The sequence below is a fragment of the Candidatus Pseudomonas phytovorans genome, from assembly GCA_029202525.1.
Taxonomy (GTDB): Bacteria; Pseudomonadota; Gammaproteobacteria; order Pseudomonadales; family Pseudomonadaceae; genus Aquipseudomonas; species Aquipseudomonas phytovorans.
Genome location: CP119325.1, coordinates 2973464 through 2999448, shown reverse-complemented (window position 1 = coordinate 2999448; position 25985 = coordinate 2973464). Strand labels below are relative to the sequence as shown.

The following is a 25985-nucleotide window of genomic DNA, read 5'->3' as shown; positions in this document are numbered from 1 at the left end:
TCGTTCCATCCGATTGCAGGGATCGGTATTCTCGGGAACTTCTGCTGCCCTGCGGTGCACAGATTAAAGACATTTATTTGCACAGGATCCGAACCATGCCCCTTCTGGTAGTCGAAGACGACGACATCGTACGTATGCTGATGGTCGAAGTGCTCGAAGAACTGGGCTACAGCGTCATCGAGGCGGCAGATGCAACGGACGCACTGAAGTTTATCGAAGACCCCACCCAGGCGCTGGAGTTGATGATGACCGATGTCGGCTTGCCGGACATGCGCGGCGAAGTGCTGGCGGGCAAAGCGCGCGAACTGCGGCCGCTTTTGCCGGTGTTGTTTGCCAGCGGCTATGCCGACAGCCTGAACGTGCCGGAAGGCATGCACATGATCGGCAAGCCGTTCAGCATCGACCAGTTGCGCGACAAGGTAGTGGCAATTCTGGGTAACCCATAAGATCGGAGCCGCCTGCTTCGCGGGCTCGCCCGCTCCCACAGGTCCATCACATGTGCTGATTACAGCGCGATACCTGTGGGAGCGGGCAAGCCCGCGAAGAGGCCGGCACAGGCAAACCGAATCACAGCTCCCTGCGCAACAGGTAGGTATCCATTATCCACCCCTTGCGCCGCCGCTCGCGCTCACGCACTTCCAGGATCTGCGCCTTCACCGCCTGCAATGGCCCGGCAATCAGCACCTCATCCTCGGTTCCCAGGTAAGCACCCCAATAGATCATCAACCCCGGGTCATCCAGCTGGGCAAATGCGCACTGCCCATCGAGCATCACCACCACATTGTCGATAACCCCCTGCCCGGCCAAACGCCGCCCCGGCAGCACGGTCAACGGCTCGCCGATGCGGTTGAGCGGCACCTGATGGCGTGCCGCCAGCGCCTGCACACTGCTGATGCCGGGGATTACCTGCAGGCGTAGCGCCACGCCGCGCTCGCGGACCAGATCAAGAATGCGCAGGGTGCTGTCGTACAGGGTCGGCTCGCCCCATAGCAGAAAGGCGCCGGTTTCCCCGTCGCCCATTTCCTGCTCGATCAGCCGGGCATACAGCGCAGCACGCTGCCGGTGCCAGTCTTGCACCGCGCCCAGGTAGTCATCCGCCTGGCCATCGCGCAAAGGGTCGGCCACCTGCACCAGGCGATATCCACCCTCGGGCCGGTAGCGTTGCAGAATGGTCTTGCGCAGGCGTACCAGCTCATCCTTGTCACTGCCTTTGTCGAACACGAAGAACACGCAAGCGCTACGCAGCGCATCGACTGCTTCATAAGTGACCTGACGCGGGTCACCCGCGCCGATGCCGATCAACAATAGGTCTTTCATTGCCCTGCCCTTTGCGGGAACCAGCAGCCATTGTCAGGCGGCTACCGGTTTTTGGCAAAAGCGCCCGTCTAGAAGACCGAGAAGTTGTAGCTGACAATGACGCGTGTCTCATCCATGTCACGCGCCCACTTTTCATAGTTGCTACGGTAAGTGGAATTACGCAGGCGCACGCTGACGTCCTTGAAAGTGCCACTTTGCACCTGATATTTGAACTCGGTATCGCGTTCCCATTCCTTACCTTCGGCGCTGCTGCCCGGAACCTTGATATTGTCGCCGTTGATGTAACGGGTAAAGAAGGTCAGGCCGGGCACACCCAGCGCCTTGAAGTCATAGTCATAACGCACCTGCCAGGAACGCTCCTGAGCGGCAGCGAAATCATTGACCTGGGCATAGTTGACCAGGTACGGGTTACTGCCATCCAGATACGGCATGGCGCTGTCGCCATACATCCGCTGCCAGCCGGCACTGATCTTGTGGCCACCCAGGCTGTAACCGAGCATGCCGCTGAAGGCGCGATGGTCAATTGCACCGGCGCGGGCATTGCCAATGTCATCACTTTTGATCAGGCGCAGGTCGGCCGACAGGCTGCCCACCGCCAACGGCTGGCTGGCCACCAGGCCGAGAAAGTGCTGGCGGTAGATGTTCTCCAGCTTGGCCACCTGGTACTGGGCGCTGAGTCGTTCGTTGAAGCGGTAATCGACTCCGGCGAGGTCAAAGTGGTCGGCTTCGATATCGCAGGCATAGCGCTTGTTCTTGCAGTGCACGCGAATGTCCTGGCGGTCAGTGGAGTCACGCGCGGTGTACTTGTCCAGCCGGGCCAGGGTGAACTTCAAGTCGCGGAGTTCTTCGGACGTGAGCATGGCGCCATGGAACATGGTCGGCAGCAGACGACCATCGTTATACTTGAGCAACGGCACGTCCGGCATCATCGAACCGTACTTGAGCACGGTATTGGATACCTTGACCTTGGCTGCCAGCCCCATCTTCGCGTACTGGTCAGCCGAATGCCGCGGATCGTGGCCGGAAGAAGGCAGCAAACCACTGTTACTGTCGGCCGGGCTGGAGTCGAGTTTGAAACCGAACATACCCAGCGCATCCACGCCAAAACCGACCGGCCCCTGGGTATAGCCCGACTGCACATTAAGGATGAAACCTTGTGCCCATTCTTCCCGCTTGGACGCGCCTTGGCTGGAACTGCTGTGGCCGTCACGAAAATCCCGGTTGAAATAGACATTGCGTGCTTCAACCTTGGCACTGCTGTCTTCAAGAAAACCGGCGGCCTGGGCGTTGAGGCCGGCACACAAGAGGAACAGGCCGGCAACACGGCGCCCGGGGGCGAGAGGAAAAGGGGCAAACATGCGAAGAAACATCCAGAATCAAAGGCGAGTTAACACACGGTGGCACGAACTGGCCACGGCAATGCGACATGGCCGGACAATCACCGGCGATCATCTGAAATGATCGCGCAATGGCGCTGACCCGGGCCATTGGACCATGGTCTTAACGTGCCGGAGGCCAAACGTGGAAAAACCAGGAAATACCGCTCGCAAAACTAGGAAAGTTCCCGACTTACTTACAAAAGTTTGCAGTTTACCCAGTACCCATGAATGACTACACTCGATATCAGCGAACAGCGGAACCCACCCGCGTGGCTGGCGTTTTATGTGTATTCAATGTTCGTCACGCCCTGCCACGACCGACGTACAGGAGTGATTACAGTGTCCAGACTTGCAGAGTTTCGTGCTGCCGAAAAAGCGCTCCAGGAGCAGATGGCGCAACTGGAAGCGTTGAAAAAGGATGCCGGCCTCAAACGCGAAATCGAATTCGAGCAGAAACTAGTCGGCCTGATGAAAAGCTATGACAAAAGCCTGCGCGATATCATCGCCATCCTCGACCCCAAGGCTGTAAGCAGGGCGACCAGCGCAGCCCCCAAGCAACAGCGCCGCCCGCGCGTGGTAAAGGTTTATCAAAACCCGCACACCGGCGAGCGGATCGAGACCAAAGGCGGCAACCACCGGGGCCTCAAGGCCTGGAAAGAACAGTACGGGGGCGCCACGGTAGAAAGCTGGGTACGCTGATGAAACGTCCACACCCGCTTCACACTTTTTTCACAAGGGCTGGCTCAGTATCGAGACAGCTAAAGGACTAGCGACCCCACGCGCCCGCACATGCGGGCCTCTAATTTCAGCGCCCTGCCTTGTGCAGGGCGCTTTCATTTGCGCAATCAGCGCACTGCCGTATCATGGCCAGCCTGTCTGTTTTGCCGGTGCCCTGCGCCCGGCCCTGCCTCAGGAGCCCCCATGAGCCTGCATGATCTGCAAACCCTGCCTGGCGTCACCGCTCAGCCGGATGCCGCTACCGCCCAGTTCGTCTTCAACCACACCATGCTGCGGGTCAAGGATATCGAGAAGTCGCTGGACTTCTACACCCGTGTGCTGGGCTTCCGCCTGGTGGACAAGCGCGACTTCCCCGAAGCCGCCTTCAGCCTGTACTTCCTGGCGCTTGTCGACCCGGCGCAGATCCCTGCCGATGACGCAGCACGCCACCAGTGGATGAAGTCGATCCCTGGCGTACTGGAGCTGACCCACAACCACGGCACCGAAAACGATGCCGGGTTCGCCTACCACAACGGCAACACCGACCCGCGCGGGTTTGGCCACATCTGCATTTCGGTGCCGGATGTGCGGGCCGCCTGTGCGCGCTTTGAAGCACTGGACGTACCGTTCCAGAAACGCCTGCAGGACGGGCGCATGAATCACCTGGCCTTCGTCAAGGACCCGGACGGTTACTGGGTAGAAGTGATCCAGCCGACCGAGCTTAAAGACTAAGCGTTTGTCGCAGCTCGCTCGTCGGGCCGGGAACTCCCGGCCCCTTGCTGTGGTATATGAAGGTAACTGCTTCACATGCCACAGCGAGGTAAGGACGATGCAATCTCTTCACTGTGAATACCGCGAGCACACCATCACCGCCAGCGTGATGCCCCACCCCGATTCCCCCCTGCCCTATGCCGCCGGCTGCCTGATCACCGCGCCCGACGGGCACACCAGCAAGCGCATGTCGATGCCGATGAAGTTTTTCTCCGACCTTGAGAATGCGCAGCATGTGTCATTGGCCCATGGCCGGGCTTTGGTCGACCAGCAGTTGGATAACGGGCGCAAGGTGTTTTGACATTGTTAATACCTGTACCGGCCTCTTCGCGGGCACGCCCGCTCCCACAGGGATTTCACTAACCCTGAATGCAGTGATATCCCTGTGGGAGCGAGCGTGCCCGCGAAGAGGCCGGTACAGGAATAACTAGACATCCCGGGCGTAAGCCACTGCGGCATCCACCTGTGCCGGAGTCGGCCGCACACCGGTGTAAAGCACAAACTGCTCCAGCGCCTGCAGTGCGATGACCTCAAGGCCAGTGATCACCGGCTTGCCCAACGCCTGAGCCCGGCGGATCAATGGTGTTTGCGCCGGCATCGCCACCACATCGAAAACCCGCTCCGCCGCCGCTATGGCGTGCTCGGAAAACGCCAGCACGTCTGCCTCCGGCCCGCCCGCCATACCGATCGGTGTCACGTTCACCAGCATCGGCGGGCAGATATCGCCCAGCTCAGGTACCCAGCGATAACCACACATATCCGCCAACTGCCGCCCGGCCTGCTCGTTGCGCGCAACGATGATGCCTTCGGCAAAGCCAGCATCACGCAGGGCACTGGCCACCGCCTTGGCCATTCCACCACTGCCCCGCAGGGCAAAGGCGGTGCACGGATCGACGTGATGCTGCGCCAGCAACTGGCGCACGGCCAGGTAATCGGTGTTGTAAGCCTTCAAGTGGCCATTGGTATTGACCAAGGTATTGACCGACTCGATGGCCGCTGCCGACGGGTCAATTTCGTCGACCAGCGCCATACAGGCCTCCTTGTACGGCATCGACACGCCGCAGCCGCGTATACCCAGTGCACGTATACCCGCTACCGCCGCAGGCAAGTCATCAGTGCGCATGGCCTTGTAGTAAAAGTCCAGGCCCAGCTGCTGGTACAGGTGGTTGTGAAACCGCACGCCGAAGGTGCCGGGGCGGCCGGCCAGGGAGATGCACAGCACAGTATCCCGGCTGGGAGTTGTCGACATAACCTGCTCCTTTGTCATAACTGAAACGTTTGTGCAGCGTACCAGAGGCAACCACTGGTCGTCCCTTACACAACCTTTACCGTTCCCCTGTGCTCAGCTGACAGAGACTGGAGTCATATTAACAAGGCCCCGAACGTGGGGTTTCTCTGCGAGGTTGCGCCATGAACCGTCTCATTCCCGGAATCGCCCTGCTGGTCGGTGCCTTGGCTCTCAGTGGGCCCGCAGCTGCCTACGGCGGCCATGGCGGTGGTGGCTGGTACGGGCCGGGCCCGATCCTGGGCGCGGCGGTGGTCGGCGCCGTGGTAGGGGCGACCGTGTATGGCGGGCGTGACCGTACTGTGTACGTCGAACGCCAACCGGTCTATTACGGGCCGCCACCGGTGTACGTGCAACCACCGCCGCAGCCAGTGTACTACCAGCCGTACTACGCGCCGGCACCACCGCCCCCGGGCTACCGCACCTATTACGGCCCGCCACCGGTGTATTACGGCCCACCGCGCTGGTAGGTAATGGTTGATAGAACTAATGACCACTATCGAGGAAGTTGATTTCAAACCGCCCAGGCTGCTGCGTATGGTAGAGCCATGTTTCACAGGAGGTCCTCATGGCCACTATCCAGATCATGTCCGTTGTCGGCAGCGCCGTTCCCCCTTCACTGCGTGAGCAGGGCCTGCTGGCGTGCTGGTACCTGGTGCGTAACGGCGAAGCCGTAAGCGGACCGATGCCGACCCTTGCCGCCGCGCAGGCCCTGGTTGATCAGTTGCAGCCAGGCACCCTGGTCGCCTGACCCGAATTTGTTGTGCGTTGCTCCCTACGCCCTTATGGCCCGCCAATCTGGCGGGCTTTTTTTTAGCCTCACCTTGGTGCTCAGCGATGGGCTCGGTTTGACAGGGGTGACACACCACGCCATTGATTAGTCTCGATGAGTCATATTGTGGTCTTCCCGCTCTCGGACTAATAATGAGCTATCTGCCTGGGGAGGCGTGAAACATGCAACCAAGGTTCGTTATCGTTCCTGCTGTGCCAGTGGAAGGCGAGTCCTTCCGCATTGGCAACAGGTTCTATGCCGCCACCACTTCGGGTGGCTTCGATATTTACGACAATCAGGAGAAGCAGCGGCTCAAGCGCGGCTTTATCAACAAGTCCGAGGCCGCGTCTGCGTGTGGGCTGATGAACGCCGAATCACGCAATCCTGCGGCTCAGTTCCCCATATTGCGCACGGATTGATGGTTATTCGCCGCATTGAGAAAAATCTGCCTCCAGACCCAGGTAAAGAAGGCTGGGTGCATTGCTGGATATAGCTTGCAGCGTGATGTCGCCGTGCGTAAATTCCCCACCCCTGTCATTCCTGCATTGAGGAGTGACGCTGAGGCCCAACATACTGTTGGGCTTTTTCGTTTTTGCGGGTGTGCAAATTGTTGCGATTCATCAAAAGAAAGTTCTCCAGCCTGCTGCGAAAGTGGTTCGTCTACCTGGCGGTGGCAGGGTTGGCGGGCAACGCCAACCGGTTGTTCGATCACCTTTCACTGTGGAAACCATGGCGCTTGGCCAAGGGCCTGGCGGCATACCTGATCACCTCCTGAAGAGTTGCTGGCATTGCAGGATTAAATATCGTTCACCTTGCGCCCTTTAGTCATAAGGCATTCGACAGCAATTCAGCCATACTCCAGAATGCATCGGTTTTAGGGGGAAAACCCTTGCACAGCCAACGACATACCAACTTTTAGTGAGCCTCAACGTGAAAACATCCCTGTCCATCCTCAGCCTGCTGCTGTTGCTCACAGGTACCGCGACCCTCCCGTCGACTGCTGCTGCACAACCCCCGGCCCAAGCCCAACGTGACCCGTCCAAGTTGCATCTGGCTTCAGGCAGCGCCCTGCTGATCGACCTGAATACCAACCAGGAGTTGTATTCGAGCCACGCCGACCGTGTGGTGCCGATCGCCTCGGTCACCAAGTTGATGACAGCGATGGTGGTACTGGATGCCAAGCTGCCCATGGATGAAATGCTCACCATGAGCATTGCCAACAACCCGGAAATGAAGGGCGTGTATTCACGCGTGCGCCTGGGCAGCCAACTTGACCGCCGCGAAACCCTGCTGATTACCCTGATGTCGTCGGAAAACCGTGCCGCCAACTCCCTGGCAAACGCCTACCCCGGCGGCTATCCGGCGTTCATCAAGGCAATGAATGCCAAGGCCCGCAGCCTGGGTATGGCACATACCCGCTACGTTGAACCTACCGGCCTGTCGACGCAGAACGTGTCTACCGCCCGCGACCTGGCCAAACTGCTGATGGCCTCGCGCAAGTACCCGATGCTCAGCGAGCTGTCGACCACCCGCGAGAAGACCGTGGCCTTCCGCAAGCCCAACTACACCCTGGGCTTCCGTAACACCGACCACCTGGTGAACAAGAGCAACTGGGACATCAAGCTGACCAAGACGGGCTTCACCAACGAGGCCGGGCATTGCCTGGTGCTGCTGACCCGCATGGACAACCGCCCGGTGGCCATGGTCATTCTCGATGCCTTCGGCAAGTACACCCACTTCGCCGATGCCAGCCGCATGCGTCAATGGCTGGAGACCGGCGCTGCCAAGCCGGCACCGGCAGTGGCCATGCAGTACAAGTCGGACCGGCAGGGCAAAGGGCGCGTAGCGTCCGAATAATCGCCGTAACCTGACGCAACGCGGCGCACTGCCGCGTTGCGGCTAGGCGGTGGCGCTGACCATCCCGCCCGAGCTGCTGCCCCCCTCCTGCTGCAACAGCTCCAACAGCTGCGCCGTGGCAGCCATGATCTGGCCGTTGATGGTGGCAATGCTTGCCTGCTTGGCGCCCACCGCAGCCGCTTTGGCAGCATCATCCATCTTGCTGTTCTGCAGCGCGGCCAACTGTTTCTGCTCCTCGACAAGCTGCTTTTGCAGATCCTTGATCAGCTGACGCAGTTCGGTCATGGCTTCTGACTCACCGCTGTCTTCACTGTCTGCAGCTTGAGCCTGGCTGCCTGCAGAAACCTTCATGCTGTCGCTGCTGATGCTCAGGGGGCCCAGTGCCTCACCGGCCTGTTTTGCCTGTTCGCGTTCGGTCGTTGCGTTCGCGCTCAGCGTCTGCGCCGAAACGCCATTGATCATCAGGTTGCTTGCCGTAATTGCGCTCATGTCGATTCCCTGCTGAAAGATAGGTCCTTGCCGTAACCACCCTATCGGCCTCCCCTCGCAGTTCTTTAGCCCGCTTAAATTCCTCGCCGACTGGCTCGTTCCAACACATGTACTTGCGCAGGAGCCGGGGCCCCGGCGGGCGTCCATATTCGACCATTCAGGGAATAGCAGCCATGAGCCAGTCCTCACAGCAGGAAACCATCAAAGATCTGATCGGCGTGGGCTTCGGCCCTTCCAACCTGGCCTTGGCCATTGCGCTGGAAGAACTCGCCGAATCTCAGGGCCACGCCCTCGACGCACTGTTCATCGACAAACAGCAGGACTACCGCTGGCACGGTGAAACCCTGGCCACCCAGAGCGAGCTGCAGATTTCGTTCCTCAAAGACCTGGTGTCGTTGCGTAACCCCACCAGCCCCTACAGCTTCGTCAACTACCTGCACCAGAAGCAGCGCCTTGCCGACTTCATCAACCTCGGCACCTTCTACCCTTGCCGCCTGGAGTACAACGACTACCTGCGCTGGGCCGCCGAACATTTCGCCACCCAGGCGGTGTATGGCCAGGAAGTGCTGCGCATCGAACCTGAGGTAAAGTCTGGCCGGGTCGAGCACCTGCGCCTGGTCTCGCGCGACGCCCAGGGCCGCGAATACAGCCGCCGTACCCGCTCGGTGGTGGTCGGCAGCGGCGGCACGCCGAAAATCCCGGAAAAGTTCGGTGCCTTCAAGGATGACCCGCGAGTATTCCATCACTCCCAGTACCTGAGCAGCCTCAACAAGCTGCCGTGCACCGCCGGCAAACCGATGCGCATCGCGGTGATCGGTTCGGGCCAGAGCGCCGCCGAGGCATTCATCGACCTCAACGACAGCTACCCGTCGGTCAAGGTCGACATGATCCTGCGTGGCTCCGCCCTGAAACCGGCCGACGACAGCCCGTTCGTCAACGAGATCTTCTCGCCGGACTACACCGACCTGGTCTATAACGAGCCGGCCGACCAGCGCAGCAAACTGCTGGGCGAATACCACAACACCAACTACTCGGTGGTCGACCTTAACCTGATCGAACGCATCTACGGCATCCTCTACCGGCAGAAAGTCGCCCACCAGCACCGTCACAACGTGCTGTGCCGCCGCCAGGTTGAAGCCGTGGTGGCCACCCGCGACGGCCTGGAACTGACCCTGCGCGACCTAGCCACCGGCCAGCAGCAAACCCACCGCTACGACGCCGTGGTCCTCGCCACCGGCTACGAGCGCCGCTCTCACCGTGACCTGCTGGCACCGCTGACCGGTTACCTTGAGGACTTCAATGTCGACCGCAACTACCGCGTGCTGGCCAGCCCGGACCTGCAGGCTTCGGTGTACCTGCAGGGCTTCTGTGAAAACAGCCACGGCCTGAGCGACACCCTGCTTTCGGTGCTACCGGCCCGCGCCGCGGAAATTGGCCGGGCGCTGTACCAAGACCTGGCGCAGTTGCACGGCAAACCGCAACCGAGCGTGGCCCTGACCCGCGCCTGACCCCTCTGCTACATTTCTTCAAAGCCGGCCTGACGCCTCGCGCGCAGGCCGGCTTTGCATTTTGAAATATTTGCTTGCATTTAAATCGGCAGGATTTCAATTCTCATTCGTCCTTATCAGTACAGCTCTCTTTGGTTGGGCATACGCTCGACCACCCATTGCAGAAGAAGTCTGATGGCCAAATCACCGAAAAAATCCAAATCCAGGCTGTGGTTCCTGGTCCATAGCTGGCTCGCCCTGCCGATCTGGTTCTTTGTGCTGATCGTCTGTTTCACCGGGATGCTTGCCGTAGTCAGCCAGGAGATTGTCTGGCTCGCCGACCCGGCGGTACGCGCCAACAAGCCGGACGCGGATGTCGAGCGCATGAGCTTCCAGCAGGTGCTGGAGGCCTTGAACAAAGCCGACCCGGACATGGTGGTCGAGCGCCTGAGCCAGCCGGACGGCTCACACTTCGCGGTAAAAGCCAGTGTCACCCTGCCTGACGGCAGCAGCCCGACGCTGTATGTGAACCCCTACACCGGCGCCATTCAGGGCAAGACCCCGGATTTCAACTTCGAGGGCTTCACCCGTGCCCTGCACGGCTGGTGGCTGGTGCCGTTCACCAACGGTTTCAGCTGGGGCTGGTACCTGGTGTCGATACTGGGCCTGCCGATGCTGGCGTCGCTGGTCACTGGCCTTGTGGTGTACAAAAAATTCTGGAAAGGCTTTTTCAAACCCGTGCGCACCGGCCATGGCTCGCGGATTTTCTGGGGTGACCTGCACCGCCTCGCCGGGGTGTGGTCGATCTGGTTCATTGCGGTCATTTCCATCACCGGCACCTGGTTCCTGATCCAGGCGATCCTGTTCGACAACCAGATCACCATTTCCAGCGAGCCCATCAACCCGGTGATCGCCCGTGAGGAAGTCCCGCAAACGCCAGACGGCAGCCCGGCCCCGCGCATCGGCCTGGATGAAGCGGCGCGCATCGCCAGCCTGGCGATCCCCGGGCTGGAGATCAACTCCATCTCGCTGCCCGCCACTGCCTACAGCCACGTGTCGTTGTCCGGGCCGGGCTGGTACCCGTTGATGTACCAGAATGCGTTGGTGAACCCCTACACCAGCACTATCGACAGCCAGTTCCTGATCAGCGACCGCTCGGCGCTGGAGTTCGTCACCGAGTCCATGCGCCCGCTGCACACCGGCGACTTTGGCGGCTTGCCGATCAAGCTGATCTGGTTCTTCTTCGGCCTGATCCTCACCCTGATGGTGCTCAGCGGTTTGCTGATCTGGACCAAACGCACCGCCCAGGCCACCGCCGCCGCCCTCAAGCGCAGTGAGCGGGCGCCACGTGCGGCACGCAGTGAAACCACCGTGGAGATGCACCCATGAGCCAGGCCCAGACCCTGCCCGCCAGCCCGCTGAAACAGCTGTGGCTGAAGTGGCGCTTCCACCTGAACATCCTGCTGATCCTGGTCCCGCTGGGGTTCATGCCCAAGTACTTCGCCGATGCCAAGCTGTTCCGTGGCGACGCCGGCCTGGGCGCCAACATGATCAGCGACATCCAGGTCGGCCCCTACAGCCTGAACCTGGCCGAATTGCGTGACGAGGCACCACGCCCCGACGGCCCGGCCGGCTACTTCAAGGCGTTCAATGCTGCGCTGTGCAAGGCCTGCATCAAGGACGTCAAGGCTGCTTACCTGCGTATTGGCAAACCCCGCAGCCTGCGTGCCGCCGGCACTATCTTCTTCGGTGCGCCTTACAACATGGGTACCTCGCTGCCGATCCCGCCGCGGACCAAACCTGACGCACAGATCTGGATCACCCTGGAAGGCTGGGACGGCAGCATGCACCAGGCGTCGGTCCCCCTGGCCAAAGCATCGCCAGCCACCGTGGCCTGGCTCGAAAAACAAGGAGGCAAGAAATGAAACAGCTGATGCGAACCCTCGCCCTGCCCTTGCTGGTGCTGGCTGCCGGCCCCGCCCTGGCGCACAACCCGATGTGCGAATGCGAAGAAACGGCCAGCGACCAAGTCAAGTGCACCGGCGGTTTCTCGGACGGCAGTGGTGCCCCCGGCGTAACCCTGGATGTAATCGGCTATGACGAACAGGTTCTGGTCGGCGGCAAGCTCGGCAACGATTCGACGCTGACCTTCAAGCGACCGGACGGCGAGTTCTACGTGCTGTTCGATGCCGGCCCCGGGCACGTGGTGGAAGTCGACTACGCCGATATCGCCCAGCCATGAGCCGCGCACAAGTCATTCGCCCGGCCGGCGCCGGGCACGAAACCCTGTACGTGCTGCTGATCAGCCTGCTGATCGTGGTACTCGCCGCCAGTGTGGTGCTGCTGCGTGGCGAGCGCGAGGACGAACAGACCATCGCCAGCCACCAGATCGACGCCCGGCGCGACCTCACCGCCGCCGAGCAGGGCCTGTACACCGACCTCCGGGTGGCCTTTGACGAAATCCAGCTGTTACGGGAAGAAAACGCTGCCGTGCCCAGCGTGCAGGAACTGGCCGAAGAGGGCCTGCCGCCCTTCGTGGTCGATGCCGGCAGCCAGGCCCGTGGCGGCCACCAATGGTCGTGGCTGGAGCCCGGCGCCTACCTGGGCCGCAGCCAGGCCCCAGAAGTCGCCGGCAGCCTGCTGCTGATTCTGCCGGCCGACAGCACCGGCCAGGCCGATGTCTGGCTGCGCCGAGACAGCGCCGCCATGACCCCGGACGACCTCGGCCAGGCGGCACTGATTGCCGCTGGCTGGCAGCAGGTGGTCAGCCACTACGACGCCGGGGTTACCCGCGAACACCGTCACTGAACCCAAGGACTTCCTCATGTTCCGCTCCGCCCTCGCCCTGCTCCTGGCCCTTGCCCTGCCGGCACTGGCCATGGCCGATAACGGCAAGCCCCTGCGCATCGGCATCACCCTGCATCCCTACTACAGCTACGTGACCAACATCGTCGGCGACAAGGCCGAAGTGGTGCCGCTGATTCCAGCGGGCTTCAACCCCCACGCCTACGAGCCACGGGCCGAGGACATCAAACGCATCGGCAGCCTGGATGTAGTGGTGCTCAACGGCGTTGGTCATGACGACTTCGCCGACCGCATGATCGCAGCCAGCGAAAAGCCCGACATCGCCACCATCGAGGCCAACCAGAACGTGCCATTGCTGGCGGCCACCGGCATTGCTGCGCGCGGCGCCGGCAAGGTGGTCAACCCGCACACCTTCCTGTCGATCAGCACCACCATCGCCCAGGTCAACAACATCGCCCGCGAACTGGGCAAGCTCGACCCGGACAACGCCAAGTTCTACACGCAAAACGCCCGCGCCTACGGCAAACGCCTGCGCGCCCTGCGTGCCGAAGCCCTGGCCAAGGTCACCGAAGCGCCCAGCGCTACCTTCCGGGTCGCCACCATTCACGCCGCCTACGACTACCTGGTGCGCGACTTTGGCCTGGAGGTGACCGCCGTGGTCGAACCGGCCCATGGCATCGAGCCCAGCCCGGCCCAGCTGAAAAAGACCATCGACCAGCTCAAGGCCCTGGACGTGCGGGTGATCTTCTCGGAAATGGACTTCCCGTCAGCCTATGTCGAAACCATCCAGCGTGAATCGGGCGTACGCCTGTACCCGCTGACGCACATTTCCTACGGCGAATACACCAAGGACAAGTACGAAGTGGAAATGAAGCGCAACCTCGACACCGTGGTCCGCGCCATTCAGGAGAACCGCGCATGACCGCCGCAGCCAACCTGGTGGCGGCCTGCGGGCCGCGCATCGAGTTCGCGGGCATCGACCTTACGCTGGGCCGCACACGCATCCTTGAACAGGTCGGTTTCAGCGTGGCCGCCGGCAGCGTGCACGCCATCGTCGGCCCCAATGGCGGCGGCAAAAGCTCGCTGATCAAGACCCTGCTCGGGCAGATGCCGCACCAGGGCCAGCTGACCCTGCATTGGCCAAGCGAGCGCGAGGTGATCGGTTACGTGCCACAGGCACTGGAGTTCGACCGTGGCCTGCCAATGACCGTGGACGATTTCATGGCCGCCATGTGCCAGCGCCGCCCGGCTTTTCTGGGCCTGTCACGGCGGGTACAACCGGCCATCGACGCAGCCCTGGCGCGGGTCGGCATGCTCGAAAAGCGCAAGCGGCGCATGGGTGCGTTGTCCGGGGGCGAGCGCCAGCGCGTGCTGCTGGCCCAGGGCCTGATCCCCGAGCCGCAGTTGCTGGTGCTGGACGAACCCATGTCAGCACTCGATGAGGCCGGTATCCAGGTATTCGAACAGTTGCTCAAGGGCTGGCGCCAGGCTGGCACCACCGTGCTGTGGATCGAGCACGACCTGGAAGCCGTGCTGCGCCTTGCCGACCGGGTAACCGGCCTGAGCCGCAAAGTGTTGTTTGACGCCCCGCCCGCCCAGGCCCTGACCCCGGAGCGCCTGCTCGGCCTGTTCTCTGTTCACCCGCGTAGCGAGAGCCTTGCCTCATGAGTTTTGAAGCATTTCGCCAACTGGTCCAGGACTGGGCCACCGCTGGTTACCTGCCCGAGGCACTGGCCTACGGTTTCGTGGTCAACGCCCTGCTGGCCGGCCTGATGATCGGCCCGGTGCTGGGCGGCCTGGGCACCCTGGTGGTGGTCAAGCGCTTTGCCTTCTTCTCCGAGGCAGTGGGCCATGCCGCGCTGACCGGTGTGGCCATCGGCATCCTGCTGGGCGAGCCCTACACCGGCCCCTACGGCAGCCTGTTCGGCTACTGCCTGCTGTTCGGCATTCTGCTGAACTTCCTGCGCAACCGCACCGGGCTTTCCCCGGATACGCTGATCGGCGTGTTCCTGTCGGTGTCGCTGGCGCTGGGCGCCAGCCTGCTGCTGATGCTGGCAGGCAAGATCAACGTGCACATCCTCGAAAACGTGCTGTTCGGCTCGGTGCTGACCGTCAGCGGCCAGGACCTGGTGGTGCTGGGCATCGTCGCGGTGCTGGTGCTGGCCTTGGCGCTGCCGCTGTACAACCGCATCATGCTGGCCAGTTTCAACCCACAACTGGCGGCCGTGCGCGGGGTGGCGGTGAAAACCCTGGACTACCTGTTCGTGGTGCTGGTGACCCTGGTAACCGTGGCCGCCGTGAAGGTGATCGGGGCGATTCTGGTTGGCGCGCTGCTGGTCATCCCCGCTGCCGCCGCGCGCCTGGTCAGCCAGTCACTCAAAGGCTTTTTCTTCCTGTCGGTGGTGATTGCCACCATCAGCACCCTGTTCGGCATCCTGTTACCGATCGTTTTCGACCTGCCGGTGCCGTCAGGCGCCGCGATCATCCTGGTCGCCGGTATGTGCTTTGCCTTGGCCGCCCTGGCCCGCGCCCTCGTCCCCCGCCTGCAAGGAAACCCGGCATGAACCTGAAACGCCTGACCCTGGCGCTGGCACTGGCCGGCCTGCCGTCGCTGTCTTTTGCCACACAAGTGCTGACCACCCTGCCTGTTACCCACAGCCTGGCCAGCGCCTTGCTTGACGGGACGGCGGTGCAACTCAAGCGTGCGGCGCCGGCCAACCTGCCGGCCAGCCGCCAGCCATCGTATTTCAGCTCGCGCGGTGGCCCCAGCCTGGAGAAAGCCGCCCAGCAGGCCGACGCGGTGATCGGCGTGCGCTCGATCTGGCGTGACGACCCGCTGTACCCGATGGCCCGACGCAGCAACATCCGTATCGTCGAGATCGATGCTGCGCGCCCGGTAGACGGCGCGCTGCCGGGCATTGCGGTGAGCGGCGACGATGCCTATGGCGCCTACCCGTGGCTCAACCCGACCAACCTTGGACGCATGGCCGACGTGGTGGCCAATGACCTGGAGCGGCTGGCACCGGATGATAAAGCGAAGATCCAGGGCAACCTCGCCGGGCTCAAGCGCCAGCTGCTGGAGCTTTCGGCCAGCAGCCAGACACGCCTGGCCAAGGTCGACAATCTGACGGTGGTGAGCCTGTCCGAGCGGTTGGGTTACCTGGCCAGCGGACTGAACCTGGATGTGGTGGAGCAGCCGCTGCCGGCCGAGTGGGATGCTGCCGCGCTCAAGGCGCTGGGAGAGAACCTGAAAGCGCAGGATGTGGCTTTGGTACTGGACCACCGGCAACCGGACGCAGCGGTAGCCGAAGTGGTCAAGGCGGCCGGGGCGAAGCTGGTGGTGGTGGAGAGCGACCCAGAGGATGCGTTTGCAGGGCTTAAGGCCAGTGTCGACCAAGTGGTCGGGGCATTGGGCGAAAGCTGATCAAACAGGCTGACGCGACCAAAAATGTGGGAGCGGGCGCGCCCGCGAAACAGGCGACGCGGTGGCTGGCACCGGCTTTGCCGGTGTTCGCGGGCATGCCCGCTCCCACAATCGATAGCGTTAGTTGCAGGACTAGCGTTTCATGCACCGCTGATACCGCTCATCCACCCGACCGGCAAACCACGCCGTGGTCAGCTTGCGGGTGATCTTCGGGCTTTTCAGCTCGATCCCCGGCAACACCGCCCGTGGCAGCGGTTTGCCCGCTTTGGCATCCGCCAGGGCAAACACCCCGCTGTACAACTTGCTGTCCTCGAACGCCAAACTGTCGCCCTCCTCCAGCTGGCTACGAATCTGCGGGTTACGCAGCCCCAGCCTGGCCCCCAGCTTTCGCGCGGCCTGCTCGGTGGTGCCTGGCATGATCGCCCCCGGGGCAATCAGATCGCCATCCAGGGCCAGCGTCACGCCGGTCGCCTTGCTCAATGCCGCCTGAAACGCCGCATTGCGGCTGGCGTACCAGCCCGCATTGAAATCGGCAAAACGGTACAGCTGGCGTTGGTAACTGGCCGGGTAGCCCAACAGGTGGGCAATACCGAAGTACATGCCGCCACGCCGGGTGAACACCTCCTGGCGAATCGTGCCGTCATGGCTGTAGGGGTACGCCTGTGCATGCTTTTCGGCGAAGTCGATGCTGACCTGCATCGGCCCACCGGTGTGCACCGGGTTCAGCCCGTCCAGCAAGGTCTTGCCCAGCGGCACGCGGGCAATGACCTCGTCGTACAGCTCGCTCAACTGCTTTTCGCTGCGCACTGCCTGCAAGCGCTGCTGGTAGCTCTGGCCATTGCCCGAAGGGGTTTTCAGGGCGCCGTCGACCAGCAGCCTTGGAATATGCAGGCGCGCGGCGCGTCGATCGATTTCCTCGCGGGCAATGCGCCCCAGGTTGGGCACCTGTGGGTCGGCAGTGAAGGTCGATTCCTGCTCGGTCACCGCCAGTACTGCGCACAGGTTACTTTTGCCTGGCGTAATGCGCTGGGCTTCGAAAGCCACTTGAATATCCCTGGCCCAGCCCTCGCGGTCTTTGGCCTGCGCAGGCAGCAAGCGCAGCAACTGGGCGCGAACCTTGGCAGGGTCCGCTTCCGGTGCTTCTTCACGGCGCCCGGCACAGCCTTGCAGCAACGCCAGGGCCATCAACCTGACAGCCAGTAACCGGCCGTTCAGGGCTGCTCACCGACCAGGTAGGTTTTGCTGATGTGGCGGAACAGCGGGTGGCCGGCACTGCCCATCAACTCGAACACCACCATTTCGCGGGTCACCACCTGCGCCCCGGCGCCGCGCATGCGCGCCAGGCCCGCCGCCTTGCTGGCCGGGGTGCGGCTGTCGCAGGCATCTTCGACCACGAACACCTGCTTGCCCAAAGCCAGCAGGCCAAGCACCGTCTGCAGCACGCAGACATGGGTTTCCATCCCACAGACGATCACCTGCTCACGCGCCATCAGGCTGGCCGGCAGGCACTCGGCGGCCACGCAGGAAAAATGGCTTTTCTCCACCACTTCGGCTGCCGGCGCTACGGCCAGCAGCTCCGCCAGGGTATGGCCCAGGCCCTTGGGATACTGCTCGGAAATCACCGTCGGCAGCTCCAGTTCAGCGGTCGCCGCCAACAACCAGCGCGCCCGTGCCCGGGTGCCCTCGGGGTCGCTCATGGCGCTGATAAGTTTTTCCTGGATGTCGACGACCAGCAGCGTGGCCTTGTGTGGATCGATCAGCATTGTCCGCCCCTTACCTGGGAAAAGGCCTAGCCTCCCCCAGGCAAGCGGTGACGTCAATCAGGCAGAAAGCCGAAGGGGTTCCAGCGAAGCCGTCAGCGCGCCGAGCACGTGATCTTCATGCTCATGGATGAAGAAGTGGCCACCGGGAAACATCTGCAGCGAGAACTCGCCTTGGGTTTCCTGGCGCCAGGCCTGCAATTGCTCGTCGCTGGCCCGGTCATCTGTACCGCCCAGCACATGCAGCGGGCACTGCAACGCCGGTCGCTGGCGGTAGGCGTAGGTGCCGCAGAGCAGAAAGTCTGCGCGAAGGGTCGGCAAGGTCAGGCTCATCAGCTCGGCGTTGGCCAGCACTTCCTCGGGGGTACCCTGAAGCTCGCGCAACTCGCTGATCAGCTCGGCGTCACTCTTGGGCGTGCGCCACTCCTTGGCGTCGTAGCCCTCACGCCGGGTCGGCGCCGCCGTGCCGCAGGCGAACAGCGCCAGTGGTGGCGGGCAGCCCAGCGCTTGCAGCTCATGGGCCAGCTCGAAGGCCAGCAGCGCACCCAGGCTGTGCCCCAGCAGCGCGTAGGGGGCGCTGGCCGCCAGGCGCTGCTCGTTGGCCAGTTGCCGGGCCAGCACTTGCATGTCGGTGTGCAGCGGCTCGACCATGCGTGCGCCACGCCCGGGCAGTTCCACCGGGCGCACCTGCAGCCAGGCTGGCAGCTTGCGCCGCCAGCGGTTGTAGACCATGGCGCTGGCCCCTGAATACGGCAGGCACAGCAGGTTCAATGCAGTCACTGGGTAGCGGCTTCGGCCATTTTCTGGCGCAGGCTCAGCGGGCGCATGTCGGTCCACACCTCGTCGATGTAGGCCAGGCAGTCTTTCTTCAAGCCACTCTTGCCCACGGCACGCCAGCCGTTGGGGATGGCCTTGTAATCTGGCCAGATCGAGTACTGCTCTTCGTGGTTGACCACTACCTGGAACTGGATGTCGTCGCGGTCGAAAACGGAAGTCATTGCCTGTCTCCTTGAATGATGGATGCCGCTGCGGGGTTGGCGCAGGGGGGCTTTCAAGTAGACGTAACAGGCCGCCGGAAAATTAGCTGTTCAGGCATCACGCAGCAGGTCGTGGGTATCGAGCAGGCGGAAAGCTACCTGCGGGTTGCGCTCCAGACCGCGGCGGATCGCTGCCGGGATCGATTGCCGGGTCTTACGGCACAGCCCTGGCTGATCATCCAGCTCGATGACGATACCGCGCATGGTTCGTACTTCGTTGAAACCGGGGGCAATGTGTACGCGGATGCCGAGGTTTTCGTACAGGCGTTGCTGCAGGCGCTGCAGGTCTTCCAGGTCCTTGAGGTTTTCCAGGCGTTCGAGCAGGCGCTTTTCTTCCTGGCGGGTCAGCAGGAGGATGCGCTGGGCTGTCTGCGGCTGGTCCGCCAAGTGCTCACGGCCGCAGATACAGGCGCCAGGGGGACATGGCTGGCGTAAAGGGTCTGGTGTACTCATAGGGCAAGCATAGCCTCTAGTGGCCCGCGAAGGGCTTCAACAATATTCCTGTCAGGATAAAAAATTTCACAAACCTCTAGACCGTCACCCCTTACTTCGCCTATAAATCGCCTAAAGGAAATTTATATTCCTACCAAGAAACACAACTTCGCCCCGCGCGAAGCCTCTTTCGCCCTTGTGCCCGACCTGCCCCACTCCATCACGAGGCCTATCCGACATGCACCCCGCTCCCGATCACTTCATCCTGCGCGTCAGTTGCCCGGCCGTGTCCGGCATCGTTGCGGCAGTGACCACCTACCTGGCCGAGCACGGTTGCTACATCAGCGAGATGGCGCAGTTCGACGACGAGGATAACGGGCGCTTCTTCATGCGCGCGGTGTTCCGCTACAACACGGGTACCACCGGTGACACGCCGCAGCTGGAGGCTGGTTTTACCGACGTGGCCCAGCGCTTCGACATGCAGTGGAGCCTGCACAGCAGCGCCAGGCCGATGCGGGTGCTGCTGATGGTGAGCAAGTTTGACCACTGCCTGTCCGACCTGCTGTACCGCCACGCCAAAGGCGAGCTGGACATGCACATCACCGCCGTGGTCTCCAACCACCTGGACCTGCGCCCGATGGCTGAGCGCCAGGGCATCCGCTTCGTCTACCTGCCGGTGAGCAAAGACACCAAGGCCGAACAGGAAGCCGCACTGCTGCGCATCGTCGAGGACACCGGCACCGAACTGGTGGTGCTGGCGCGCTACATGCAAATCCTCTCCGATGACCTGTGCCGCCAGCTGTCGGGCCGGGCGATCAACATCCATCACTCGTTCCTCCCCGGTTTCAAAGGTGCCAAGCCCTACCACCAGGCCTACCAGCGCGGAGTCAAGCTGATCGGCGCCACCGCCCACTATGTGACCAGCGACCTGGACGAAGGGCCGATCATCGAGCAGGAAGTACAGCGCGTGGACCACGCCTATGCACCGGGCGACCTGGTGGCCATCGGCCGCGATACCGAGACCATCGCCCTGTCCCGCGCCGTGAAATACCACCTTGAACACCGGGTATTCCTTAACCACGACCGCACGGTGATTTTCAAATGAACGCCCTTGCCAGCGTCAAGCTGATCGACGGCAAGGCCACCGCCGCGCGGGTACTGGCCGAAGTACGCGAGCAGGTGCAGGAGCTGCGCCAAGGCGGCGTGCAACCATGCCTGGCCGTGGTGCTGGTGGGCGCCGACGCCGCCAGCCAGGTGTACGTGCGTAACAAGGTGCTGCGCGCCGAAGAAGTGGGCATCCGTTCGCTGGAGCATCGCCTGCCCACCGACACCACCCAGGCCCAGCTGCTGACCCTGATCGACCGGCTGAACCGCGACCCCGAGGTGAACGGTATCCTCGTGCAACTGCCGTTGCCCGCACACATCGACCAGCACCCTGTATTGCAGGCAATCAGCCCGCTCAAGGACGTTGACGGTTTCCACAGCGAAAACGTGGGTGGCCTGGCCCAGGGCCGCGATGTACTCACCCCATGCACGCCCAGCGGTTGCATGCGCCTGCTGCGCGACGCCTGTGGCGAGTTGCGCGGCAAGCATGCGGTGGTGGTCGGCCGCTCGAACATTGTCGGCAAACCCATGGCGGCCCTGCTGCTGCAGGCCGACTGTACGGTGACCGTGGTGCACTCGCGCAGCCACGACCTGCCGGCGCTGTGCCGCCAGGCCGACATCCTGGTGGCGGCAGTGGGCAAGCCCCGGCTGATCGGTGCCGCCTGGCTCAAGCCCGGTGCGGTGGTGATCGACGTGGGTATCAACCGCGTCGATGAGGGCGGCCACAGCCGCCTGGTCGGCGATGTCGACTTCGCCGCTGCCCTGCCCCAGGTAGCCGGCATCACCCCGGTACCCGGCGGCGTTGGCCCGATGACCATCGCCTACCTGATGAAAAACACCCTGCTCGCCCTCGACCTGCAACAACAGGCCGCCCACCAGGAGCGCACCGCATGCCTTTCGCATTGCTGAAATACGGCCTGAGTGCCGACTACCCGGTGGAAGTCGACCTGCCACCACCGTGTGAGCTCAAGCCACGCTATGACGTGGTGATCATTGGCGGCGGCGGCCACGGTTTGGCCATCGCCTACTACCTGGCCAGATACCACGGTGTGACCAACGTCGCCGTACTGGAAAAGGCCTACCTGGGCGGTGGCAACACCGCACGCAACACTGCGGTTATCCGCTCCAACTACCTCACCAGCGAAGGTGTGCGCTTTTACGCTGAATCGGTGCGCATGTTCCAGAACCTGTCGAACGAGTTCGACTTCAACATCATGTATTCCGAACGCGGCCAGCTCACCCTGGCGCACACCGATGCCACCGTGCGCGCCTTCCGCCAGCGTGCCGAGGTCAACAAGCATTTCGGCGGGCGTACCGAAATGATCGACCGCCAACAGATTCGTGAACTGGTGCCCAGCCTTAACCTCGACCCCGGCCACCTGCCGGTGCTGGCGGGCCTGTGGCATATCGACGGCGCCACCGCGCGGCACGACGCCGTGGCCTGGGGCTACGCCAAACAGGCGGCCAAGCGTGGCGTGGAAATCCACCAACTGACCGAAGTGCAGGACCTGCTGATTCGCAATGGCCGCATCGAAGCGGTCAAGACCAACCGTGGCACGGTGCAGTGCGGTTGTGTGGTGCAGGCGGTGGCAGGGGCCAGTTCGCTGCTGATGAACAAAGCCGGCATCCGCGCGCCGATCCACACCTACCCATTGCAGGCGATGGTCACCCAGCCGTTCAAGCCGTTCCTCGATCCGCTGGTCAGTTCGTCGGCGCTGCACTGCTATGTGCAACAGACCAGCCGGGGCGAAATCGTCTTCGGTGGCGGCTCCGATCCGTACCCGCTGTACAACACGCGCTCCACCCTCGACCTCAAGGAAAGCCTGCTGGCGCACGCCATCGAGATGTTCCCGTTCATGGCCAACGCCAAGCTGATGCGCCAGTGGGCCGGCATGACCGACATGACCCCGGACTACAGCCCGATCATGGGCCTGTCGCCGGTCGAGAACTACTACCTGGACGCCGGCTGGGGCACCTGGGGTTTCAAAGCCACGCCGATCTGCGGCAAGACCATGGCCGAGCTGGTGGCCAGCGGCGGCAAGGTGCCCGAAATGATCGCCCCCTTCGCCCTGGAACGCTTCAGCCGCTTCCAGCAAGTCAACGAGATGGGCGCCACTGCGGCCAGCCACTAGGAGCAACGACGATGAAGATCCTGACCTGCCCCTTGAATGGCCCGCGCAACATCAGCGAGTTCACCTACGGCGGCGAGTTCAAGCCCATGCCCGACCCGGCCAACTGCAGCGATGCCGAGTGGGCGGACTATGTATTCAACAGCGATAACCTGGCCGGGGTGGTCACCGAGTGGTGGCTGCACAACGCTTCCAGCTACTGGTTTCTGGCCGAACGCCACACGGTGAGCGACCAGGTGCTGCGCACCTTCGACCCGAAAGAACTGTTCGACCGCCGCGTCGACTTCACCCCCGCCGCCACCCCGGAGATCGCCGGATGAACAGCCACACTCGCCTCCCCGCGCCCATGGGCCTGCTGATCGACCGCGAGCGGCCCCTGCGCTTCCAGTTCGACGGCCAGGACTGCCAAGGCTTTGCCGGTGACACCATTGCCAGCGCCCTGCTCGGTAACGGTCGCTGGCTGCTGTCGCGCTCGTTCAAGTACCACCGCCCACGCGGCCCGCTGAGCATGGCCGGGCAGGATGCCAACACCTTGGTGCAGTTGCCTGAAGAGCCCAACGTGCTGGCCGACCTGGAGGCCGCCCGCGAGGGCCAGGTGGTCGAGGGGCAGAACTTCAACGGCAGCCTGGAGCAGGACCGCGACGCCTACCTGGGCAAGTTCTCACGCTTCATGCCGGTGGGCTTCTACTACCGCTCGTTCTACAAGCCCAAGGGCATGTGGAAAGTGTGGGAGCCGCTGATTCGCAAGAAGGCCGGCCTGGGCGTGCTCGACCTTGGCTTCAAGCCGCAGTACTACGACAAAGCCTATCTGTTCGTTGATGTAGCGGTCATCGGCGGCGGCCCCGCAGGCCTGCGCGCCGCGCTCGACGCGGCCAATGCCGGGGCCAAGGTGTTGCTGGTCGAACAACAACCGGTGCTGGGCGGCTCGCTCACCTACGCCCGCTTCGACATCGCCGGCACCCACGCCGCCAGCCTGCGTCAGGAACTGCTGGCCGCCATCGAGGGCCACCCGAACATTCAGGTGCTGCTGGAAGCCACCTGCAACGGCTGGTTCACCGACAACTACCTGCCGGTCATCCAGCACAAACGCTTGTACAAGGTACGCGCCCGCCGTTGCCTGGTAGCGGCGGGTTCGTTCGACCAGCCGGTGGTGTTCCGCAATAACGACCTGCCGGGGGTGATGCTGACCAGCGCCGCCCAGCGACTGATGAAGCTGTATGCGGTCAAGCCGGGCCAGCGCGCGGTGGTCCTCACCGGCCACGATGACGGCTACCTGGCCGCCCTTGACCTGCAGGAACAAGGCGTGGCCGTTGCCGCCGTGGTCGATATGCGCGCCGCGCCCGCCGATGCCGCCCTCGCCGCTGAACTGAAGCGCCGCGACATCCCCGTGCACCTGGGCAGCACGGTGTACGAAGCGCTGCACGAAACAGGCATGCGCCATGTCAACGGCGTGGACATTCGCCCGATCACCGGCCAGGGCAAGGTCGGCCCGCATGGCCTGCGCCTGGCGTGCGACTTGCTGTGCATGTCGGCGGGCTACATGCCGGTGTACCAGTTGCTGTGCCAGGCCGGCGGCAAGCTGGCCTATGACGTCAACCGCGACGAGTTCAGCATCAGCAACCTGCCGGCCGGGCTGGGCATCGCCGGCTCGGTAAACGGCCGTCATGCACTGGCCAACGTGCTGGCCGATGCCGCGCGCGGGGCCGCCGATGCAGTGGCAGGGTTGGGCCTGCAAGGGCCGTCACAGCAAGTGTTCAGCGCCGAAGCCAAGGTCAATTTCCCGTGGCCGATCTTCCCACACCCCAAAGGCAAGGATTTCGTCGACTTCGACGAAGACCTGCAAGTGCGCGACATCGTCAACGCCACCCGCAGTGGCTACCGTGACGTGCAACTGGTCAAGCGCTTTTCCACGGTCGGCATGGGCCCGTCCCAGGGCCGCCACTCGGCGCTGCCCACTGCACGGCTGGTGGCCCATGCCACCGGCCGCAGCATCAGCGAGACCGGAGTGACCACCGCCCGCCCACCGTTCCAGGCCGAAAAGCTGGCGCATGTCGCCGGTCGTGCCTTCGACCCCTACCGGCAAACGCCCATGCACCGCCGCCACCTGCAAGCCGGGGCAAAAATGATGCCTGCCGGTAGCTGGCAACGCCCGGCCTACTACGGAAAACCAGAAGAACGTGAGCGCTGCATGCAGGAAGAAGCACGCCATGTGCGCGAAAAAGTCGGCCTGATCGACGTTTCCACACTGGGCGGCCTGGACGTGCGCGGCCCCGACGCCGCAGAGCTGCTGGAGCGCGTGTACACCTTCGGCTTTGCCAAACTGCCTGTCGGCCGCACGCGCTACGCACTGATGACCAACGAACACGGCGTGGTGATCGACGACGGCGTCTGCGCACGCCTGGGCGAGCAACACTTCTATGTCAGCGCCACCACCAGCGGCGTCGACCGCATCTACCAGCAGATGCTGAAGTGGAACGCGCAGTGGCGCCTGGACGTGGACATCACCAACGTCACCGCTGCCCTGGCCGCCGTCAACCTGGCCGGGCCACTGTCACGCCAGGTGCTGGCCAAGGTGTGCGATGACGTGGACCTGTCGGCCGAAGCCTTCCCGTACCTCGGCGTGCGCCAGGGCAAGGTGGCCGGTATCCCGGCGCGCATCCTGCGGGTCGGGTTCGTCGGTGAACTGGGCTATGAAGTGCATGTGCCGGCGCGCCATGCCGAACGCTTGTGGGACGCACTGATGCAAGCCGGTGCAGGCTTGGGTATCCGCCCGTTCGGCGTTGAAACCCAGCGCCTGCTGCGCCTGGAAAAAGGCCATGTGATCATCAGCCAGGACACCGACGGCATGACCCACCCGGCAGAGATCGACATGCAGTGGGCCATCGGCCGCAAGAAGCCGTTCTTCGTCGGCAAGCGTTCGATCGAAATCCTTGAAGCGCAGCCACTCAAGCGCAAGCTGGTCGGCTTCACCCTGCCCAAAGGGAGCCCGCAACCCCTGGAGGGGCACCTGGTACTGGACGGGCCGGACATCAGCGGCAACGTCACCTCCTGCGAATACTCGCAAACCCTGGGGCAGATCATCGGCCTGGCCTATGCCGGCGCCCACCAGGCCACCCCCGGCATGCACATCCCTATCCGCGTGGAGGGCGGCGCGATGGTGCAGGCCAAGGTGGTGCAACTGCCCTTCCACGATCCCGACAACCTGCGCCAGGAGCTCTGA

32 protein-coding genes are annotated in these 25985 nt (G+C 63.0%); 23 read left to right on the top strand and 9 right to left on the bottom strand.

Annotated features, from left to right (window positions below):
* Positions 1 to 95: 95 nt before the first annotated feature.
* Positions 96 to 446: a response regulator gene (locus tag P0Y58_13470; protein WEK33145.1), complete on the top strand. Its 351-nt coding sequence runs from the start codon at positions 96 to 98 to the stop codon at positions 444 to 446.
* 121 nt (positions 447 to 567) lie between these two features.
* Here P0Y58_13470 and cobF read toward each other — a convergent pair whose 3' ends face one another.
* The gene (gene cobF / locus P0Y58_13465; protein ID WEK33144.1) at positions 568 to 1317 is read right to left on the bottom strand and encodes a precorrin-6A synthase (deacetylating); all 750 of its coding nucleotides are present in this window, start codon (positions 1315 to 1317) and stop codon (positions 568 to 570) included.
* Positions 1318 to 1385: 68 nt separating this feature from the next.
* Positions 1386 to 2675, bottom strand: coding sequence for an OprD family porin (locus tag P0Y58_13460; protein WEK33143.1), 1290 nt, complete (start codon positions 2673 to 2675; stop codon positions 1386 to 1388).
* Positions 2676 to 3035: 360 nt separating this feature from the next.
* Here P0Y58_13460 and P0Y58_13455 point away from each other — a divergent pair, with 360 nt between their 5' ends.
* The 3 genes from P0Y58_13455 to P0Y58_13445 all read left to right on the top strand — a co-directional run bounded on the left by P0Y58_13455 (position 3036) and on the right by P0Y58_13445 (position 4485).
* A complete protein-coding gene (locus P0Y58_13455) occupies positions 3036 to 3395 on the top strand; it encodes a DNA binding protein (protein ID WEK33329.1) in 360 nt (119 codons plus the stop codon).
* A 222-nt stretch (positions 3396 to 3617) separates the two neighbouring features.
* A complete protein-coding gene (gene gloA, locus P0Y58_13450) occupies positions 3618 to 4145 on the top strand; it encodes a lactoylglutathione lyase (GenBank protein ID WEK33142.1) in 528 nt (175 codons plus the stop codon).
* Positions 4146 to 4242: 97 nt separating this feature from the next.
* Positions 4243 to 4485: a hypothetical protein gene (locus P0Y58_13445; protein ID WEK33141.1), complete on the top strand. Its 243-nt coding sequence runs from the start codon at positions 4243 to 4245 to the stop codon at positions 4483 to 4485.
* 126 nt (positions 4486 to 4611) lie between these two features.
* Here P0Y58_13445 and P0Y58_13440 read toward each other — a convergent pair whose 3' ends face one another.
* A complete protein-coding gene (locus tag P0Y58_13440; GenBank protein ID WEK33140.1) occupies positions 4612 to 5433 on the bottom strand; it encodes a shikimate 5-dehydrogenase in 822 nt (273 codons plus the stop codon).
* Between the two features lie 161 nt (positions 5434 to 5594).
* Here P0Y58_13440 and P0Y58_13435 point away from each other — a divergent pair, with 161 nt between their 5' ends.
* From P0Y58_13435 to pbpG, 5 genes are all read left to right on the top strand, one after another.
* Positions 5595 to 5939, top strand: coding sequence for a hypothetical protein (locus tag P0Y58_13435; protein WEK33139.1), 345 nt, complete (start codon positions 5595 to 5597; stop codon positions 5937 to 5939).
* Positions 5940 to 6037: 98 nt separating this feature from the next.
* Positions 6038 to 6220 (top strand): hypothetical protein, encoded by a 183-nt coding sequence (locus P0Y58_13430; protein ID WEK33138.1) that lies wholly within the window; start codon positions 6038 to 6040, stop codon positions 6218 to 6220.
* A 203-nt stretch (positions 6221 to 6423) separates the two neighbouring features.
* A complete protein-coding gene (locus P0Y58_13425; GenBank protein ID WEK33137.1) occupies positions 6424 to 6660 on the top strand; it encodes a hypothetical protein in 237 nt (78 codons plus the stop codon).
* A 191-nt stretch (positions 6661 to 6851) separates the two neighbouring features.
* Complete coding sequence (locus tag P0Y58_13420; GenBank protein ID WEK33136.1) at positions 6852 to 7016, top strand: hypothetical protein; 165 nt, start codon at positions 6852 to 6854, stop codon at positions 7014 to 7016.
* Between the two features lie 155 nt (positions 7017 to 7171).
* On the top strand, positions 7172 to 8098 hold the full coding sequence (pbpG, locus tag P0Y58_13415) for a D-alanyl-D-alanine endopeptidase (protein WEK33135.1): 927 nt from the start codon (positions 7172 to 7174) through the stop codon (positions 8096 to 8098).
* A 42-nt stretch (positions 8099 to 8140) separates the two neighbouring features.
* On the opposite strand, the gene P0Y58_13410 is transcribed toward pbpG, so the two are convergent.
* The gene (locus P0Y58_13410; GenBank protein ID WEK33134.1) at positions 8141 to 8587 is read right to left on the bottom strand and encodes a hypothetical protein; all 447 of its coding nucleotides are present in this window, start codon (positions 8585 to 8587) and stop codon (positions 8141 to 8143) included.
* Between the two features lie 173 nt (positions 8588 to 8760).
* Here P0Y58_13410 and P0Y58_13405 point away from each other — a divergent pair, with 173 nt between their 5' ends.
* The 9 genes from P0Y58_13405 (at position 8761) to P0Y58_13365 (ending at position 16303) form a co-directional block, all read left to right on the top strand.
* On the top strand, positions 8761 to 10095 hold the full coding sequence (locus tag P0Y58_13405; protein ID WEK33133.1) for a SidA/IucD/PvdA family monooxygenase: 1335 nt from the start codon (positions 8761 to 8763) through the stop codon (positions 10093 to 10095).
* Between the two features lie 174 nt (positions 10096 to 10269).
* Complete coding sequence (locus P0Y58_13400) at positions 10270 to 11463, top strand: PepSY domain-containing protein (GenBank protein WEK33132.1); 1194 nt, start codon at positions 10270 to 10272, stop codon at positions 11461 to 11463.
* On the top strand, positions 11460 to 11999 hold the full coding sequence (locus P0Y58_13395) for a thiamine pyrophosphate-binding protein (GenBank protein WEK33131.1): 540 nt from the start codon (positions 11460 to 11462) through the stop codon (positions 11997 to 11999). The genes P0Y58_13400 and P0Y58_13395 overlap by 4 nt, the downstream gene beginning before the upstream one ends.
* Complete coding sequence (locus P0Y58_13390) at positions 11996 to 12316, top strand: hypothetical protein (protein WEK33130.1); 321 nt, start codon at positions 11996 to 11998, stop codon at positions 12314 to 12316. Before P0Y58_13395 ends, P0Y58_13390 begins: the two co-directional genes overlap by 4 nt.
* Positions 12313 to 12882, top strand: coding sequence for a DUF6162 family protein (locus P0Y58_13385; protein WEK33129.1), 570 nt, complete (start codon positions 12313 to 12315; stop codon positions 12880 to 12882). The genes P0Y58_13390 and P0Y58_13385 overlap by 4 nt, the downstream gene beginning before the upstream one ends.
* 16 nt (positions 12883 to 12898) lie before the next feature.
* Entirely contained in the window at positions 12899 to 13801 is a 903-nt protein-coding gene (locus P0Y58_13380; protein ID WEK33128.1) for a metal ABC transporter substrate-binding protein, read from the top strand.
* Positions 13798 to 14547 (top strand): metal ABC transporter ATP-binding protein, encoded by a 750-nt coding sequence (locus tag P0Y58_13375; GenBank protein ID WEK33127.1) that lies wholly within the window; start codon positions 13798 to 13800, stop codon positions 14545 to 14547. The genes P0Y58_13380 and P0Y58_13375 overlap by 4 nt, the downstream gene beginning before the upstream one ends.
* A complete protein-coding gene (locus tag P0Y58_13370) occupies positions 14544 to 15443 on the top strand; it encodes a metal ABC transporter permease (GenBank protein ID WEK33126.1) in 900 nt (299 codons plus the stop codon). Before P0Y58_13375 ends, P0Y58_13370 begins: the two co-directional genes overlap by 4 nt.
* Positions 15440 to 16303: a zinc ABC transporter substrate-binding protein gene (locus P0Y58_13365; protein ID WEK33125.1), complete on the top strand. Its 864-nt coding sequence runs from the start codon at positions 15440 to 15442 to the stop codon at positions 16301 to 16303. The genes P0Y58_13370 and P0Y58_13365 overlap by 4 nt, the downstream gene beginning before the upstream one ends.
* Positions 16304 to 16435: 132 nt before the next feature.
* Here the strand turns inward: P0Y58_13365 and P0Y58_13360 are convergent, their stop codons facing one another.
* The 5 genes from P0Y58_13360 to P0Y58_13340 all read right to left on the bottom strand — a co-directional run bounded on the left by P0Y58_13360 (position 16436) and on the right by P0Y58_13340 (position 19553).
* Positions 16436 to 17488 (bottom strand): DUF1615 domain-containing protein, encoded by a 1053-nt coding sequence (locus tag P0Y58_13360; GenBank protein WEK33124.1) that lies wholly within the window; start codon positions 17486 to 17488, stop codon positions 16436 to 16438.
* Positions 17489 to 17514: 26 nt separating this feature from the next.
* Positions 17515 to 18066, bottom strand: a complete 552-nt coding sequence (locus tag P0Y58_13355; GenBank protein WEK33123.1) for a hydrolase — start codon at positions 18064 to 18066, stop codon at positions 17515 to 17517.
* Between the two features lie 57 nt (positions 18067 to 18123).
* Positions 18124 to 18843, bottom strand: coding sequence for an alpha/beta fold hydrolase (locus tag P0Y58_13350; GenBank protein ID WEK33122.1), 720 nt, complete (start codon positions 18841 to 18843; stop codon positions 18124 to 18126).
* Positions 18840 to 19061 (bottom strand): MbtH family protein, encoded by a 222-nt coding sequence (locus P0Y58_13345; protein WEK33121.1) that lies wholly within the window; start codon positions 19059 to 19061, stop codon positions 18840 to 18842. The genes P0Y58_13350 and P0Y58_13345 overlap by 4 nt, the downstream gene beginning before the upstream one ends.
* A 90-nt stretch (positions 19062 to 19151) precedes the next feature.
* The gene (locus tag P0Y58_13340; GenBank protein ID WEK33120.1) at positions 19152 to 19553 is read right to left on the bottom strand and encodes a hypothetical protein; all 402 of its coding nucleotides are present in this window, start codon (positions 19551 to 19553) and stop codon (positions 19152 to 19154) included.
* A 217-nt stretch (positions 19554 to 19770) separates the two neighbouring features.
* Here P0Y58_13340 and purU point away from each other — a divergent pair, with 217 nt between their 5' ends.
* The 5 genes from purU to P0Y58_13315 are packed head-to-tail and all read left to right on the top strand — an operon-like array spanning position 19771 to position 25985.
* Entirely contained in the window at positions 19771 to 20637 is an 867-nt protein-coding gene (purU, locus tag P0Y58_13335; GenBank protein WEK33119.1) for a formyltetrahydrofolate deformylase, read from the top strand.
* Positions 20634 to 21545 carry a bifunctional methylenetetrahydrofolate dehydrogenase/methenyltetrahydrofolate cyclohydrolase FolD gene (gene folD / locus P0Y58_13330; protein WEK33118.1) on the top strand — a complete coding sequence of 304 codons (912 nt, stop codon included), beginning with the start codon at positions 20634 to 20636 and terminating at the stop codon, positions 21543 to 21545. The genes purU and folD overlap by 4 nt, the downstream gene beginning before the upstream one ends.
* Complete coding sequence (locus P0Y58_13325; protein WEK33117.1) at positions 21527 to 22768, top strand: FAD-dependent oxidoreductase; 1242 nt, start codon at positions 21527 to 21529, stop codon at positions 22766 to 22768. The genes folD and P0Y58_13325 overlap by 19 nt, the downstream gene beginning before the upstream one ends.
* An 11-nt stretch (positions 22769 to 22779) precedes the next feature.
* Positions 22780 to 23085 (top strand): sarcosine oxidase subunit delta, encoded by a 306-nt coding sequence (locus P0Y58_13320; protein ID WEK33116.1) that lies wholly within the window; start codon positions 22780 to 22782, stop codon positions 23083 to 23085.
* Positions 23082 to 25985 (top strand): 2Fe-2S iron-sulfur cluster-binding protein, encoded by a 2904-nt coding sequence (locus P0Y58_13315; GenBank protein WEK33115.1) that lies wholly within the window; start codon positions 23082 to 23084, stop codon positions 25983 to 25985. Before P0Y58_13320 ends, P0Y58_13315 begins: the two co-directional genes overlap by 4 nt.